The following is a 14627-nucleotide window of genomic DNA, read 5'->3' on the forward strand; positions in this document are numbered from 1 at the left end:
AGGCTTCTTGAGGAATACTTTCAACTAAGTGATGGACATGAAAGGCAATATCATTTTTTTGTATATTTACCTCACAATCCAAAGGCAGAACTAATTGATTCATGTTATAATTTTTAAACATAAGGACTCTTCTTTCTGATTTGATTTGGTATGGTAACTTAATTATATCAGAAGTGGTCCTTATTTTTCTCAAAAACAATCAAAGCCGGTGACATTTTACTCGTCGTAAAATGTCACCGGCTTTTTCATTTCAGAGGTGGGTTTTGTCCCAGCCTCTTTCTTATGATGCTGTCTGTATTCTCACATATTCCCTAGGCTCAAATACCCTTAGCTTTTGTTCATTTCCAGCTTCCATTTTATGATCTGCGGGTAATAAATCGACCACTTCATCGTCTGCAGGAATATAAAATTCCCTTTTGGTTTGGTGGTCCAATATCCAGGCGCCTGCAAAAAGCAGAGCAAAGATTGTAATGGCTGCTGAAATTTTATGTTTAATCATGCATAACACCACCTGTTAGTAGTGTGTTTGAAAGAATGATTTTTTATACAAATGTGCTTTCTAAGATATATTTTTTCAAAAAAATTTTTCCTGATGCATTCGGGTTTCTACCTATTTAATAAGAATGGATAAATCCTTTACTGATAAGGGTTCGAAGAATGCACAGACTTTCTTTTTAGGTTATAATTTGTTCTGAGGTGCATGAACGGATAGTAATGATGAATATGGCACGACTGACATGCCTACCCAGGCTGGATAAGATGGGGGAAGATGGAAAACCTTTTATTAAGCGCTTACTAATTGCAGAAAAAGATTATACATTCTGCGGAAGAAAAATACATTATTCCAAATATCCATCCTTAACCGTTTGATGCCATATAGCGGCTTCATCAAGCCGCCTGATAGGATTATCTGTTGAATAACTCGCAATTAATTTAAAGGGGGTAATGTTTTGTCTTTGCTTCACCTGGCAATAATTTCACCATTTTTGCTTGCCATCCTTGTGCCTATTGCGTACAAGCTGTTCAGGCAGATACATACGGGTTGGTTTGTACTTCCTCTGCCAATCCTTTTATTCAGTTATTTTATTTCTTATTTATCCATCACCTCCGATCAGCAGTCAGTCACAAAGTCTTTTTCGTGGATACCCGCTCTGGGGATTGATTTCGCGGCAAAAGTAGATGGCCTCGGCTTGCTTTTTGCATTGCTGATTTCCGGAATAGGATCATTGGTTGTTCTGTATTCCATCTATTACCTTGATAAAAATAAAGAACAACTGAACACCTTCTATGTGTACTTGCTTTTGTTTATGGGAGCAATGCTTGGGGTTGTCCTATCTGATAACCTGATTGTGCTTTATACTTTCTGGGAATTCACGAGTTTTTCTTCATTCCTGCTAATCGGATATTGGTACCACAGAGAGAAATCAAGATATGGTGCACAGAAGTCGATGATCATCACCGTTTTCGGCGGTCTTTCTATGCTCGGAGGCATCATCCTTCTTTACTTGATGACAGGCACTTTCAGCATTTCAGAAATTATCGCTGGATCAGATGAAATATTTTCACATTCATTATTTGTTCCTGCTCTGCTTTGCTTTTTGATTGGGGCTTTTACCAAGTCCGCGCAATTTCCATTTCATATCTGGCTGCCGGATGCCATGGAAGCTCCAACTCCCGTCAGTGCATACCTGCACTCGGCAACGATGGTTAAAGCCGGCATTTATTTAGTAGCACGTATGAGTCCTGTATTCGCTGAGCATTCGCTCTGGCTCTGGCTCATAGCAGGATTCGGCATTACAACCTTATTCTGGGGTTCCTTTTCAGCTGTCAAGCAGACTGACCTTAAAGCCATCCTGGCTTTCTCAACCGTCAGCCAGCTGGGGATGATCATGTCCCTTCTTGGCATCGGTGCTGCAGCACTTCACTTCGAAACAGTGGATGACAGTTATTTTACGGTTGCCACTACAGCTGCTGTTTTTCATTTGATCAACCATGCCACCTTCAAAGGAAGTCTTTTCATGGTAGCCGGAATTGTCGACCATGAAACCGGAACCCGGGATATCCGCAAGCTTGGCGGTCTGATGAACTTTATGCCGATCACCTTTACTTTGGCGGTCATCGGCACATTTTCCATGGCCGGCCTTCCGCCTTTTAATGGATTCCTAAGTAAGGAAATGTTCTTTACAGGAATGGTCCGGGTTTTGGAAATGGATATTTTCAATTTGGATACATGGGGATTTCTATTCCCGGTTCTTGCCTGGGTGGCAAGTGTATTCACGTTCATTTACAGCATGATTCTTGTATTCAAAACGTTCACAGGCAAGTTTCAGCCTGAGCAATTAGAAAAGAAACCTCATGAAGCTCCAATCGGGATGCTGATTTCACCCATTATCCTGGCTTCACTAGTGATTATTATCGGTTTCTTCCCTAATATTATTGCAAACACGCTGATCTCCCCTGCACAGGCAGCCATCATGCCTGTTGAAGGGTATGTGTATGATACTCATATTTATTTCTGGCATGGATTTACACCTGAACTGTTCATGACTTTAGGTGTTATTACATTGGGAATTCTGCTTTTTGTCACTCTGCCGAAGTGGAGAAGAGTATATGATTTCTTACCTGAGAAATTGGCTCTGAATCGTTTCTATGACAGTGGCCTGTCAGGCATTCAGCATGTCGCACACAAATTTACTAAGTGGTACATGAATGGTTCCATCAGAAACTATTTAGTTTATATTTTTACATTCTTTATTATTACATTGCTGTCTGTCCTATTCCTAAAGGGTGCATTTAAATTTGATGCGAGTAATGTTTCTGCCATCAGATTCTCAGAAATTGTGCTTGCTCTCGTGATCGCCATTGGAGCCATTACGATTATGTTTGTGAAATCAAGGTTGACGTCCATTATTTTATTAGGTGCCGTCGGTTATACGGTAGCGCTATTCTTTGTTCTCTTCCGTGCGCCGGATTTGGCTTTAACACAGCTTGTCATTGAAACGATTTCAGTTGCTTTATTCCTGCTGTGCTTTTACCATCTGCCACAGATTAAAGATGAAGAGAGGATGCCGTTTAAAGCAACTAATGCAGTCATTTCCATTGGAGTAGGGCTGGTCATTACGCTAATCGCTTTTTCAGCTCACAGCAATAAACTATTTGATTCTATTTCACAGTACTATATTGACAATACTTATGAAAAAGCTGCCGGCAAAAACATGGTAAATGTTATTCTCGTGGATTTCCGCGGTTTTGATACGATGTTTGAAATCACAGTTCTCGCTATTGCTGCGCTAGGCATATTCGGAATGATCAAGCTTCGTCTGGGAGGAGGAAAGAAAAATGAAAACAAATGACGTCATACTGCAGACAGCCACTAAAGTTGTTTTGTTTCTCATCGTTCTTTTCTCAGTATATATTTTCTTTGCAGGACACTATACTCCAGGTGGCGGTTTCGTTGGCGGCCTGCTAACATCAGGGGCAATCATTTTACTCTTGCTGGCCTTTGATATGAAGACAGTTGAAAAAATTCTGCCTGTTAATTACATGTATATGATTGCAGCTGGTCTGCTATTTGCAATTGGAACAGGAGCAGGCGCGCTGCTCTTCAACGTTCCATTTCTAACCCATGCATTTACAGATGTAGACCTCCCAATCCTGGGACACTTGTCACTTCATACCGCAGCATTGTTTGATCTCGGTGTTTTCCTCGTTGTTGTAGGTGTGACAATGATCATAATCAAAACGATAGGGGAGGATGACTAATGGAAATATTAATATCCGTTATTGTTGGAATTCTTTTTATGTCAGCCACCTATTTGATGCTGTCAAAGAGCTTGTTGCGCATCATTATTGGAACTGCAATATTAAGCCATGGTGCCCATTTGCTTATTTTAACAATGGGAGGCCTGAAAAGAGGTGCCGCACCACTTCTTGGTGAATCTGCAAGCTCCTATTCAGATCCGCTTCCGCAAGCTTTAATTTTAACTGCAATTGTCATCGCATTTGGTGTAACTGCCTTTTTCCTAGTATTGGCATACCGGGCTTATCAGGAACTTGGTACAGACAATATGGACAAATTGAGAGGAAATGAAGGAAATGATTAACTTTTTAATACTGCCCATTTTAATTCCCTTAGTAACGGGAGTCCTTCTAATCTTCGCTGCCAAGCATATTATGCTGCAAAGGTTGATTGCAGGCCTTTCAGCGTTGATAACTGTAATAGTATCAGTGTTATTAGTAAAAAAGGTTAATAACGATGGGATCCAGACATTGAATTTATCTAATTGGGACGCTCCTTTCGGAATTACACTTGTTTCCGATATGCTCTCCGCCTTGCTTGTATTAACGACCAGTATCATTGCATTGGCATGTGTAATCTATTCATTTCGCGGAATAGACGAAGATAGGGAAAAGTTCTATTTCTACGCAGCGGTGAATTTTTTGATCGTTGGCGTAAATGGAGCATTTACAACTGGTGATATTTTCAACCTTTTCGTATTTTTCGAAGTCATGCTTATGTCTTCCTATGTGCTGATCGTAATAGGGGGCACAAAGATCCAGCTGAGGGAATCCATAAAATATTTGCTCGTGAATGTCATCTCCTCAGCTTTATTTGTAATTGCCGTAGCATACTTATATTCCGTTGTCGGAACGCTCAACATGGCCCATATTTCTGTTCGGATCAATGAGATCAGTGAACTGGGACAGCCTGGCATCATTACAGTAATTGCTGTACTATTTTTGATCGTCTTTGGCCTGAAAGGGGCTATTTTCCCTCTGTTCTTCTGGCTACCTGGATCATATTATGCACCGCCCGCACCGGTTCTTGCACTATTCGGAGCCCTGCTCACTAAAGTGGGTGTATACTCAATAGCCAGAACATATACTTTATTCTTTTATCAGGATGGAGGCTTGATTCAACAGCTTTTAACCATTTTAGCTGTTATTAGTATCATTTTGGGTATAATTGGAGCAATTGCTTATTGGGATATTAAGAAAATTGTCATTTACAATATCATAGTAGCTGTTGGAGTTATTCTCTTTGGCATTTCAGCTATGACCCAAGATTCACTTATTGGCGCAATATTTTACCTGATACACGATATGAACGTCAAAGCAGCACTATTTTTACTTGTTGGTATTATGGCAGCTATAACTGGAACGAGTGATCTTAGGAAAATTAGCGGGTTAATAAAACGCTATCCCGGTTTAGGCTGGACCTTTTTCCTTGCCGCACTTTCGCTAGCCGGTATTCCTCCGCTGAGCGGCTTTGTCGGCAAGCTCTTAATTATTAAAGGGGGATTCGAGTCTGAGCACTACTGGGGTGCAGGGATCGTCTTGATGTCCAGTCTTCTTGTCCTATTCTCCATTATGAAGATATTTATTAATGGTTTTTGGGGAACATCTCGTGATTATGAAGGAGCTGATAAAGTATCAGTTAAGAGGATGATGGCTGCTCCTGTAATTCTTGTTGCTATTGCCGTCTTTTACGGAGTCGGCTCTGAATTCGTATATCCGTATATCTCTCAGGCTGCTGAAACGCTTGCAAACCCAGGCATTTATATAGACGCAGTCTTAAAGGAGTACTGATTATGGCATTTCAAATTTTATTAAATATGTTCCTTGGTTTTATGTGGATGTTCTTAACCACAACCTATGATCCGGTAGCTTTTTTGAAAGGGTTTCTTTTCGGACTGCTCATTATTTTCGTCTTCAGGAGGTTCTTTCAATCACGCTTTTATCTCCTGCGCGTAATAGCAGTGATCAACTTATTGCTGATTTTTATTAAAGAGCTGATTCTCGCGAACATATCAGTGTTAAAAGTTGTTCTTAAACCGAAGCTGGACATGAAGCCAGGCATTTTTGCATTCCCTACCGATTTAGAAAAAGATTGGCAAATCACCATTCTAGCTAACCTGATTACATTAACTCCGGGAACCTTGACCATTTCTGTTTCCGACGACAATAAAATATTGTACGTGCATGCAATGGATATGGGTGAAATCCAGGACGAAATTGATTCCATCAAAAATTCATTCGAAAAAGCAATCATGGAGGTGAGCCGATAATGATCAAGACAGTTGTAATGATAGCCATTCTGTGTATATCGGTCGCCACACTGGCTTTAATTTACAGGGTGATCAAAGGCCCAACTACTCCTGACAGGGTTGTAGCTTTGGATGCAATCGGGATCAACTTGGTTGCCATCGTAGCACTAACCTCCATTACACTTAATACAAATGCCTTTTTGGAGGTCATCCTTTTGCTTGGAATACTCGCTTTCATCGGGACTGTGGCCTTCTCTAAATATTTGGAGAAGGGGGTTATCATAGAACATGACAGAGATCGCTAATTTCTTTATTATCGTGTTTATTCTGTTAGGAGCCTTCTTTAGCCTTGTTGCAGCTTTCGGTGTTATCAGGCTGCCTGATGTTTATACGAGAAACCATGCTGCTTCAAAGTCTGCAACACTTGGTGTATTATGTGTTCTTTTGGGAACATTGCTTTTCTTTTATTTTAAGGATGGTTATTTTAATTCAAGAGTCGTTTTGGGGATTATTTTTATATTCTTGACTTCTCCCATTGCTGGGCATTTACTTGGGCGGGCAGCATATAATTCCGGAGTCAAGCTATGGGACCAAAGCGTCAGGGACGACTTGAAGAATGTCTCAAAAGCAAAAGAAAATAAATAAAAAGAAAACCCACGGAGAACTTTTTCTCTCCGTGGGTTTTTTGTATATTTATTTTCTTTTGATGACTGCCATAGTACATCTTGATGTGCACACCAGCTTGTCATTTTCATCCGTTATTTTGATATCCCAAACCATTGTTGTTCTTCCATGATGCAGCACGGTTGCGACAGCCGTCACGATTCCATCTTTTTTAGCACGAATATGGTTAGCATTGATCTCAAGCCCAGCAACGGATTCCGTTTCTTTGTCGCAAAGTTCAAATGCTCCTATGCTTGCAACAGTTTCCGCAAGGGCGACAGATGCTCCTCCATGCAGGAGGCCAAATGGCTGGCGAGTGCGTTCATCAACAGGCATAGTGGCAACGACACGGCCTTTTTCAAGTGACACGATTTCCATTCCGAGTGTTTCGATTAGAGTACCTTTCAATTCCATTCCCCAATCCCCTTTCGCTATGTAAAATGTTGTCATACTATACTTTATTATATAAGAACAAACTATGGATGTCCTCCTGGACAATCACAAAAAAGAGGTGACCGCCATGGATCGTGTACGCGAAGGATTAATTCCAGCTGTTCTCGGCACCGCTGTTACTGCGGCAGGCTATGCAATGAAACAAAACCGCAGAACAAACAATATGTTATCAGATACTATTGTTGGATTTGGGCTGGCCCATATTGTACTTGGAGCCATCGACCTGGTAGAGCACCGCAATCAGTACTAAGTTAGAAAAGCGCATGCACCTTGCATACCCCGACATCGCGAGGCAGACAATGGAGCTAGACATATAAAAAGGCAGCATCAGGCTAACGGGTTCGGTTTTGAAGTACAAACAGGTAATTATCAGACGAAAAGGTTGTCTATTTCGTGCAAAAAAAATCAATATAAAACGCACAAAAATGGTCAGCGGCTGAAACCACTGACCGACCTTTTTTTATGGTATTTTGTTCAACATACTTTTTAAGAAATCTATTTTTCTAATATCTTTATTATTATTGTTATCTGCTCGATAACTATCCTTGGATGAAGATTCGTAAACACTTAAATATTGCTCAGGATTTAGTAAATAATACTTTACCTCTCCCATTTGTTGCATTTCTAAATTCTCTAATTGTACTCCTGCGAAACTTGGTAAAGTGTCAATAATACCAAACTCAACTGATAATCCTTCTTTAGAGAACTCGTGTTCGTGCAAATCAACCAAACTATATTCCATTGTGTTCATAATGGTCACTATTTCATTCCAGTTATGTATATTTAATTCAGGTGGTACTTCCCACCCTCTTTTATCACCAGGTATATGAATATCTAAGTCTTGTGCATCCCAACTCTTTCCTGTAATGACCTCTAAACCAACCGAACCCATTAACAATGGGATAATTTCAATATCATTTAGTTTTTTTGCAATTTTCATAAACTCATTAAACTTGTGATTATCCATTTGCTCCTCCATTTTTTTCTCAGTTTTACCGCAATTTTTTATTACTAACCTTCCCTTTAATTGAAGATTTTGTCTCTTTACAATACCATATTTCCAGTTCAGAGGTTTTTTTGGTAACTTAAAAAGTATTGCAAATGACACCAAAAATTTTGAAGAACAGAAAGTTCTGTCATCTTCTTTTTAGGGTGCTTTTTGTAGTACCAATTGATTAGTTTGTTATGGATAATTACCGTTAAATAAAGAAAAAAGGAGTAGCGAAATCAATGCGATTTGGCACTCCCTTTGATGTGTTATTTGAAGTTTTGTACTCGAAAACAGAACCCGTTAGCATCAGGCTGCCTTTTTATATTATAGTCCCAGCCCCTGGTCTTGCAGCTTCTCCTGTTCCTTCCCGCGTTTTCTCCTGGCAATGCGGAAAACGAGGAAAATCGCAGCAAAGCCTGCCAGACCGATCAGTATTTCTTTTTCATGTTTGATGATGACATCAATATGATCTCCAAATATATAACCGATTGTAAAAGCTAAAGACAGCCAAATCAGTGCACCGCTGTATGCAAACATAGCAAATTTTTTAAATGGCAATTTACTGAAGCCGTATAAAAAGGGAAGGAAGTTTCGGATACCCGGAACAAAATAACTGAAGGAGAGGGAAAAGGCATGATATTTTTCTATTAGCTTTAATGAAGAATCAATCGTTTTAGACATCCTTTTGCTTTTATGAAAGTACTTTAGCAAAGGTCTTCCAATCAAACGCCCGATGGTATAACAGGTTGTCAACGCCGCCAAAATGCCAAGATAACTGACCATGAATGCAAGCACAGGGTGAAGCGTTTTTAAAGAGGAGGAAAGTCCAACAGTCATAACAATCAACTCATTTGGCACAGGAAAAATAAAAACTCCTACCCATAGCCAGAGAAACAGCCCCAAATATCCGTTATTTTCAATGATTTCTAAAACCAGTTCCAGTTCCATTCGGAGTCTCCTCTCTATGTATGCTGGCATAATTATTTACCACACTAATATATTCTTCACTCTCTTCTTTTACCCCTTTTCTAATAATATCAATCCTTTTAGAATATTCTCTTCCTATCCACCTCTTATGCCTAACTTTTGGTGAAACAATTTTGTTCCTTCATAGGAAAAGCCATGGTTTCATATATTGGGATTGCGTGCATTTATTATTAATCGAAAGGGGCTGAACCGGATGTACCCCTATTATTCTTTTCGCTACCCAAAGCCCGGATATCATCCTCAGCAGCAAAACTGCTGGAATTATCCGCAGGCCTATCAGACTTATTATCACCCTGTTCATTTTTACAGGACATTGCCTGCTGTGGATCCCCAAATGTTTATGAGCTCTGCAAAAAAAATGGAGGTCCTCATGAGAGATGCCGGCACTTTGCTTGTAAATATGGCAGAGTCAAAAAAGTTTTCATTTGAACTGATGTCAGCGGCCCAGCAGTCCAACAAGGCGGCAGTCGAAAATCTGCTGAAATCGACAGGCATCTCGCGGGTCCCTTCTGTTGTCTATACACCCGACGGGCTAAGACTTCATTTCGAATCAGACAAAGATGATCCAGAGAAGTGCTGTGATTTAACGCTGAAACTGAGATGGATGTAAAGACAAAAGCGGAAGCGCCTCCCCCCCGACACCTCGAGGGGGTAGGCGCTGGAGCTAGGCGCAGACACTCTTCCACAGAGCTAATCACCTTGGTCGATTTTATATGTTCTATCCATTAAAAAAGCTCTCAATCAAGAGAGCTTTTCGCGTGTTCAACGATAATATGGGTTTCCATATGGGCCGTAGCCAGGGTATCCGCCACCGCCGTAAGGAGTGTATGGTGCTCCTGGCGGGCCATAAAAAGGCGGTGGAGGCGGTGGTGGGCCGTAAAATGGACGTGGAGCAAATAAAGCTGCTCCCAGCCCGCCTCCCAGGAAACCGCCAAGCAAGCCGCCGACAAAAGGAGCTCCTAAAAAGAAGAACCTTTCGTTCCCGTTTCTATATGGACCTCGATAATAATACATGCAGGGTAACCTCCCTCATTTTCAATCCCTTCTCTATTTAATATGCAAATGTCCTTATTTTGAGTGGGCTCCCGGAAAAGCGGAAGGCGCCCGCTTATCGGCGACAAGCATAAGACGAGCCGGCTAAAAGGATGCTCTTTATCCTTTTGGACGGATTGGCTTATGACCTCGAGCCGATGGCGCCTGGAGCTAGACACATGGAAAAGCGGAAGGCCTTTCGGACAAACAAAATCCCCTTAGCCTTTAGCCAAGGGGATTTTTGGGTATATTAGTTAGCTGCTTTTACTTTAGCAAATGCATCTTCTACAGATACATACTCATAGCCAAGGTCTTTAGCAACCGCTGGGTATGTGATGCTTCCGTTTAAAACGTTTACACCAAGTTTTAGTGCTGCATTGTCTTCAATCGCTTTTACAACACCTTTGTTTGCAATTTGCAGAGCATAGTTGATTGTAACGTTTGTAAGAGCAATTGTAGATGTTCTTGGAACTGCACCAGGCATGTTTGCAACAGCATAGTGAACAACACCATGCTTATCATATGTTGGGTTGTCATGAGTTGTAATGTGATCAACAGTTTCGAAAATACCACCCTGGTCAATCGCTACGTCAACAACTACTGAACCAGGCTTCATTGTTTTAATCATTTCTTCTGTTACAAGCTTAGGCGCTTTCGCTCCCGGGATAAGAACCGCACCAATTACCAGGTCAGCATCTTTTACAGCTTCTGCAATGTTGAAAGGATTAGACATTAACGTTTGGATGCTGTTTCCGAAGATATCGTCAAGCTGGCGCAGACGCTCTGGGCTTAAGTCGATGATTGTAACTTGTGCGCCAAGTCCGATTGCCATTTTCGCTGCGTTGATTCCAACCACACCGCCGCCAACAATGGTAACTTTTCCGCGTGACACTCCTGGAACACCTGCAAGAAGAATTCCCATTCCGCCATTCGTCTTCTGAAGGAATTGAGCTCCTATTTGAGCAGACATGCGTCCTGCAACTTCACTCATTGGAGTAAGAAGAGGCAATGTGCGGTTTACTTCTACTGTTTCATAAGCAATCGCTGTAACACCTTTTTCAGTTAATGCTTTTGCAAGCTCAGGCTCTGCAGCAAGGTGAAGGTATGTGAAAAGAACCAAGCCTTCACGGAAATAACCATACTCGGATGGAAGCGGCTCTTTAACCTTCATAACCATTTCAGCTGCCCATGCTTCTGCAGCAGTATCTACAATAACGGCTCCTACCTCAGTATAATCTTCATTTGTGAAACCGCTTCCAATTCCTGCGTCGATTTCTACTAATACTTTATGTCCGAACTTTACTAATGCGTCAACGCTTGCTGGTGTCGCAGCAACACGATTTTCGTTATTTTTAATCTCTTTAGGTACTCCAATAATCATGGAAAAATCCCCTTTCAATCTATCAATAATGATATTTACTATTATTAGTATAATAATTTTAGTAAAGCGCTGTCATTGTGGAATCGGTAAAATAAAAGAGCCTCCATTTGTGGAAATCTACAAATGAGGGCTCTTCTTTTCCATTCTCCGGATTTTAAGTTCAAGATATAAAGAAAGTTTTGTATTCGTATTCTTCAGGTCAACTTTCCCAATATCAGATATCCTCTTTAATCGGTAATTCAGTGTATTCATATGAATATGCAGCTTTTTAGCTGTTTCATTCACATTGCTGTCATGATCGATGAAGGCTTCAAGAGTAGTGAGAAGATTAGTCCGGTGCTCAAGGTCATATTTAATAATCTTTTCAATAGCAGGGTGCTCATATTGTTCCTGCCGTTTCTTTTTAAGGATGGCATCAAGGTAGCGGAAAATGCCAAGCTGCTGATAGCTATAAATATGATGGATCTCATCCGGAAATTGTTCTTTCAGACGCAGAACCTGCAATGCCTCCTGATAGCTTTTTTCCACTTTTTCAAAGTGCTGATAAGTTGTTCCTGTTGCCCCGGTAATATGATCGATGCCAAAACGTGTTTTCATTTGATCAATGAAAAACTCGATGAATTCGATAAACGTATTTTCAGCTAGAGCAGGTTCAGGCGGCACTGCTAAAATTACGAATTCGTTCCCCATTGCTGCATGAAAGGTTATATGAACCTTTTGGCTTGTCGTGATCAGATAGATGATCTTTTGCTCTATTTTAGAGGTAATTTCTTCTTTAAACCTAAAGGCTAGCACAGCAAATGGGGATGGCGGTTTTATGCTTAAATCCTCAAATCTTTCTGAGATTTCATCACGGGTATGGAAACGGCCGGTTAGCAGTTCCCAGAAAAAGTCCCGGTAGCCCTCAGCTCTTTTTTTCTTTTGGGCATTTAATCTTAGCATTTCCGTTCTTGCAGACTGCGCAGCCAGCTTTAGCATATTCAGCTTGCTTTCTGTTAAAGCGGCTTCTTCTTCAACTGCCCAGATGTAGCCCAACACCTCATTATGATTGCGTATTGAAATGGCTACCCGATTTCCCAGTCCTATCTCATTTATTTCAGGGATTCTAAGCGGTTCGCCGCTTTGCATCAGCTGGGGAATCACACGATCCTTCCATAAACGATTAATCACCTTCTCAGGAACCTTTCTGCTGATGATTGTAGCGATTCTCGCGGTATCTGTCTGGTCATCATGTGTACTGTATGCCAGTAAGCGATGATTAACATCTTCTATCGTAACAGGGCATTCCAGGACATCGCGGATCTTATCTACCAGTTCCTCCAGATCACTAAATGCCCTCTTAAACGGATCTTTTTCCATTTTATTATCACCCAATCGTAAAACTTCTTTAATCTGTACTTTCTCTATCCTATTATATTATACCTCAGGTCCCTCCCTGTACTCTACCAAAGCCGCCAGTCCATTCGACAAAATTCGGGCGGTGCCTGTCACCAATTTTATAAAATTGCCAATAGTTTTACTTTTTTATTTTACCTTGAAGTTATATTCAGATAATTTTACAATGGGACATGTTCACAAAAAAAAATCATATTTTAATAGTTTGATTTACAGGTTTTGAAAGCGTTAACATCTGGGAGGCGATGATTTTATGCTAGAAACGCTTAATAAAATTAACGGGGTGCTCTGGGGCACACCAAGTTTGATTTTGCTTTTTGGTACGGGTGTTCTTTTAACATTCATGCTGAAGGGCCTTCAATTCAGGAGGCTGATATATGCGTTTAAATTAGGATTTACAAAAGAAGGACAGGCTACATCCGATGCTGAAGGAGATGTCAGTAACTTCAAGGCTCTAATGACTGCGCTAGCAGCAACCATTGGTAATGGTAATATCGCAGGTGTTGCCACTGCAATTACACTCGGTGGACCAGGAGCTATCTTCTGGATGTGGATTGTTGGTTTGCTTGGAATGGCAACCAAATATGCCGAAGCATTATTGGCAATGAAATACCGTGTGAAAAATGCCAATGGAGAGTACTCCAGCGGACCGATGTATTATGTGGAACGCGGCCTCGGCAAAAAGTTTAAATGGCTTGCAGTGGCATTTGCGGTCTTTGGAGCTTTTGCAGCACTGGGCATCGGAAACAGTGTTCAATCGAATACAATTGCCGCTGTTATGGATACTTCTTTTGGGATTAACAGTTGGATTACAGGTGTTATTCTTGCTGTATTGGCTGCCTTAATTATCTTTGGCGGTATTCAGCGCATCAGTACAGTTGCAGGATTCTTTGTTCCGGTTATGGCCTTTCTTTATATCGGCGGGGCATTAATAATACTCGCTGTTAACTATGATCAAATCATTCCTGGATTCCAGACAATCTTCTACTATGCCTTCAATCCGGTAGCAGCAACAGGCGGCTTTGTCGGTGTTGTCGTATCCGAAGCAATCAAGAATGGTGTTTCAAGGGGTATCTTCTCTAATGAAGCCGGTCTTGGTACAGCAGCGCTTATTGCAGGAAACGCAAAGACTGACCATCCTGTAAAACAGGCTCTTGTTGCGATGACGGGTACTTTCATTGTTACAATTGTAGTTTGTACGATGACAGGTCTGGTCCTTATCATGACTGGTTTCTGGGACACAACAGGCGGATTGATCTCTGGTGTTGCGCATGACGGCAGCCTTGACGGCGGGGCATTAACAAGTGCAGCCTTTTCCTATGTTCTGGGAACAGCTGGTGAATATATCGTTGCATTCTCTGTTATCTTCTTCGGCTTCTCGACGATTGTCGGCTGGTATGTATATGGTGAAAAATGCTTTGAATACCTTGTTGGCACAAAAGGAATTATGGGCTACCGTGCCATTTATATTTTCGCGACTGGCATCGGTGCGGTTGCCAATTTAACAACTGTTTGGGCCTTCGCGGATATGGCAAATGCATTAATGATGATTCCTAACTTAGTTGCATTAATACTATTAAGCAAAGTGGTTGTTAAAGATACTAATGAATTCTTTGAAAACCACTATAAAGTTGCCAATAAGCAGTTAAATAAGGCTAGCTAATATATGAAAGACAAA

Annotated in this window: 17 protein-coding genes; 10 read left to right on the forward strand and 7 right to left on the reverse strand. The window is 41.0% G+C overall.

The window, feature by feature from the left end; translation table 11 throughout:
* Window positions 1-280: 280 nt before the first annotated feature.
* Complete coding sequence (locus tag M3205_RS06925; protein WP_251169242.1) at window positions 281-499, reverse strand: hypothetical protein; 219 nt, start codon at window positions 497-499, stop codon at window positions 281-283.
* A gap of 451 nt (window positions 500-950) precedes the next feature.
* Between M3205_RS06925 and M3205_RS06930 the strand changes: the two genes are divergently transcribed.
* The 7 genes from M3205_RS06930 to mnhG are packed head-to-tail and all read left to right on the forward strand — an operon-like array spanning window position 951 to window position 6692.
* Window positions 951-3353, forward strand: a complete 2403-nt coding sequence (locus M3205_RS06930; protein ID WP_251169243.1) for a Na+/H+ antiporter subunit A — start codon at window positions 951-953, stop codon at window positions 3351-3353.
* Window positions 3340-3762, forward strand: coding sequence for a Na(+)/H(+) antiporter subunit B (locus tag M3205_RS06935; RefSeq protein ID WP_251169244.1), 423 nt, complete (start codon window positions 3340-3342; stop codon window positions 3760-3762). Before M3205_RS06930 ends, M3205_RS06935 begins: the two co-directional genes overlap by 14 nt.
* Window positions 3762-4103: a Na(+)/H(+) antiporter subunit C gene (locus M3205_RS06940; RefSeq protein WP_251169245.1), complete on the forward strand. Its 342-nt coding sequence runs from the start codon at window positions 3762-3764 to the stop codon at window positions 4101-4103. Before M3205_RS06935 ends, M3205_RS06940 begins: the two co-directional genes overlap by 1 nt.
* Window positions 4096-5589: a Na+/H+ antiporter subunit D gene (locus tag M3205_RS06945; RefSeq protein WP_251169246.1), complete on the forward strand. Its 1494-nt coding sequence runs from the start codon at window positions 4096-4098 to the stop codon at window positions 5587-5589. Before M3205_RS06940 ends, M3205_RS06945 begins: the two co-directional genes overlap by 8 nt.
* Window positions 5590-5591: 2 nt before the next feature.
* The gene (locus M3205_RS06950; protein ID WP_251169247.1) at window positions 5592-6068 is read left to right on the forward strand and encodes a Na+/H+ antiporter subunit E; all 477 of its coding nucleotides are present in this window, start codon (window positions 5592-5594) and stop codon (window positions 6066-6068) included.
* On the forward strand, window positions 6068-6352 hold the full coding sequence (locus M3205_RS06955) for a Na(+)/H(+) antiporter subunit F1 (protein WP_251169248.1): 285 nt from the start codon (window positions 6068-6070) through the stop codon (window positions 6350-6352). Before M3205_RS06950 ends, M3205_RS06955 begins: the two co-directional genes overlap by 1 nt.
* Complete coding sequence (gene mnhG, locus M3205_RS06960; protein WP_251169249.1) at window positions 6336-6692, forward strand: monovalent cation/H(+) antiporter subunit G; 357 nt, start codon at window positions 6336-6338, stop codon at window positions 6690-6692. The genes M3205_RS06955 and mnhG overlap by 17 nt, the downstream gene beginning before the upstream one ends.
* A gap of 48 nt (window positions 6693-6740) precedes the next feature.
* On the opposite strand, the gene M3205_RS06965 is transcribed toward mnhG, so the two are convergent.
* The gene (locus M3205_RS06965; protein WP_251169250.1) at window positions 6741-7124 is read right to left on the reverse strand and encodes a hotdog fold thioesterase; all 384 of its coding nucleotides are present in this window, start codon (window positions 7122-7124) and stop codon (window positions 6741-6743) included.
* Window positions 7125-7230: 106 nt separating this feature from the next.
* On the opposite strand from M3205_RS06965, the gene M3205_RS06970 reads away from it, so the two are divergent.
* Window positions 7231-7413 (forward strand): hypothetical protein, encoded by a 183-nt coding sequence (locus M3205_RS06970; RefSeq protein ID WP_048012007.1) that lies wholly within the window; start codon window positions 7231-7233, stop codon window positions 7411-7413.
* A gap of 210 nt (window positions 7414-7623) precedes the next feature.
* On the opposite strand, the gene M3205_RS06975 is transcribed toward M3205_RS06970, so the two are convergent.
* Window positions 7624-8271, reverse strand: coding sequence for a phosphoribosylanthranilate isomerase (locus M3205_RS06975; protein WP_396105299.1), 648 nt, complete (start codon window positions 8269-8271; stop codon window positions 7624-7626).
* Between the two features lie 207 nt (window positions 8272-8478).
* Window positions 8479-9102, reverse strand: a complete 624-nt coding sequence (locus M3205_RS06980) for a DedA family protein (RefSeq protein ID WP_251169251.1) — start codon at window positions 9100-9102, stop codon at window positions 8479-8481.
* Window positions 9103-9334: 232 nt separating this feature from the next.
* On the opposite strand from M3205_RS06980, the gene M3205_RS06985 reads away from it, so the two are divergent.
* Complete coding sequence (locus M3205_RS06985; RefSeq protein ID WP_251169252.1) at window positions 9335-9751, forward strand: hypothetical protein; 417 nt, start codon at window positions 9335-9337, stop codon at window positions 9749-9751.
* 152 nt (window positions 9752-9903) lie between these two features.
* Here the strand turns inward: M3205_RS06985 and M3205_RS06990 are convergent, their stop codons facing one another.
* From M3205_RS06990 to M3205_RS07000, 3 genes are all read right to left on the reverse strand, one after another.
* Window positions 9904-10155, reverse strand: a complete 252-nt coding sequence (locus tag M3205_RS06990) for a hypothetical protein (protein WP_251169253.1) — start codon at window positions 10153-10155, stop codon at window positions 9904-9906.
* Window positions 10156-10423: 268 nt separating this feature from the next.
* Complete coding sequence (gene ald / locus M3205_RS06995) at window positions 10424-11554, reverse strand: alanine dehydrogenase (protein WP_251169254.1); 1131 nt, start codon at window positions 11552-11554, stop codon at window positions 10424-10426.
* A 117-nt stretch (window positions 11555-11671) separates the two neighbouring features.
* A complete protein-coding gene (locus M3205_RS07000) occupies window positions 11672-12913 on the reverse strand; it encodes a PucR family transcriptional regulator (RefSeq protein ID WP_251169255.1) in 1242 nt (413 codons plus the stop codon).
* A gap of 289 nt (window positions 12914-13202) precedes the next feature.
* On the opposite strand from M3205_RS07000, the gene M3205_RS07005 reads away from it, so the two are divergent.
* The gene (locus M3205_RS07005; RefSeq protein ID WP_251169256.1) at window positions 13203-14612 is read left to right on the forward strand and encodes an alanine/glycine:cation symporter family protein; all 1410 of its coding nucleotides are present in this window, start codon (window positions 13203-13205) and stop codon (window positions 14610-14612) included.
* Window positions 14613-14627: the final 15 nt, after the last annotated feature.

The sequence above is a fragment of the Cytobacillus firmus genome (assembly GCF_023715565.1).
Classification (GTDB): domain Bacteria; phylum Bacillota; class Bacilli; order Bacillales; family Cytobacillaceae; genus Cytobacillus; species Cytobacillus firmus_C.

Coding starts and splice junctions, on each gene's coding strand:
- M3205_RS06925 (WP_251169242.1), bottom strand. CDS start 499: ATGATTAAACATAAAATTTCAGCAGCCATTACAATCTTTGCTCTGCTT.
- M3205_RS06935 (WP_251169244.1), top strand. CDS start 3,340: ATGAAAACAAATGACGTCATACTGCAGACAGCCACTAAAGTTGTTTTG.
- M3205_RS06940 (WP_251169245.1), top strand. CDS start 3,762: ATGGAAATATTAATATCCGTTATTGTTGGAATTCTTTTTATGTCAGCC.
- M3205_RS06945 (WP_251169246.1), top strand. CDS start 4,096: ATGATTAACTTTTTAATACTGCCCATTTTAATTCCCTTAGTAACGGGA.
- M3205_RS06950 (WP_251169247.1), top strand. CDS start 5,592: ATGGCATTTCAAATTTTATTAAATATGTTCCTTGGTTTTATGTGGATG.
- M3205_RS06955 (WP_251169248.1), top strand. CDS start 6,068: ATGATCAAGACAGTTGTAATGATAGCCATTCTGTGTATATCGGTCGCC.
- mnhG (WP_251169249.1), top strand. CDS start 6,336: ATGACAGAGATCGCTAATTTCTTTATTATCGTGTTTATTCTGTTAGGA.
- M3205_RS06965 (WP_251169250.1), bottom strand. CDS start 7,124: ATGGAATTGAAAGGTACTCTAATCGAAACACTCGGAATGGAAATCGTG.
- M3205_RS06970 (WP_048012007.1), top strand. CDS start 7,231: ATGGATCGTGTACGCGAAGGATTAATTCCAGCTGTTCTCGGCACCGCT.
- M3205_RS06980 (WP_251169251.1), bottom strand. CDS start 9,102: ATGGAACTGGAACTGGTTTTAGAAATCATTGAAAATAACGGATATTTG.
- M3205_RS06985 (WP_251169252.1), top strand. CDS start 9,335: ATGTACCCCTATTATTCTTTTCGCTACCCAAAGCCCGGATATCATCCT.
- M3205_RS06990 (WP_251169253.1), bottom strand. CDS start 10,155: ATGTATTATTATCGAGGTCCATATAGAAACGGGAACGAAAGGTTCTTC.
- ald (WP_251169254.1), bottom strand. CDS start 11,554: ATGATTATTGGAGTACCTAAAGAGATTAAAAATAACGAAAATCGTGTT.
- M3205_RS07000 (WP_251169255.1), bottom strand. CDS start 12,913: ATGGAAAAAGATCCGTTTAAGAGGGCATTTAGTGATCTGGAGGAACTG.
- M3205_RS07005 (WP_251169256.1), top strand. CDS start 13,203: ATGCTAGAAACGCTTAATAAAATTAACGGGGTGCTCTGGGGCACACCA.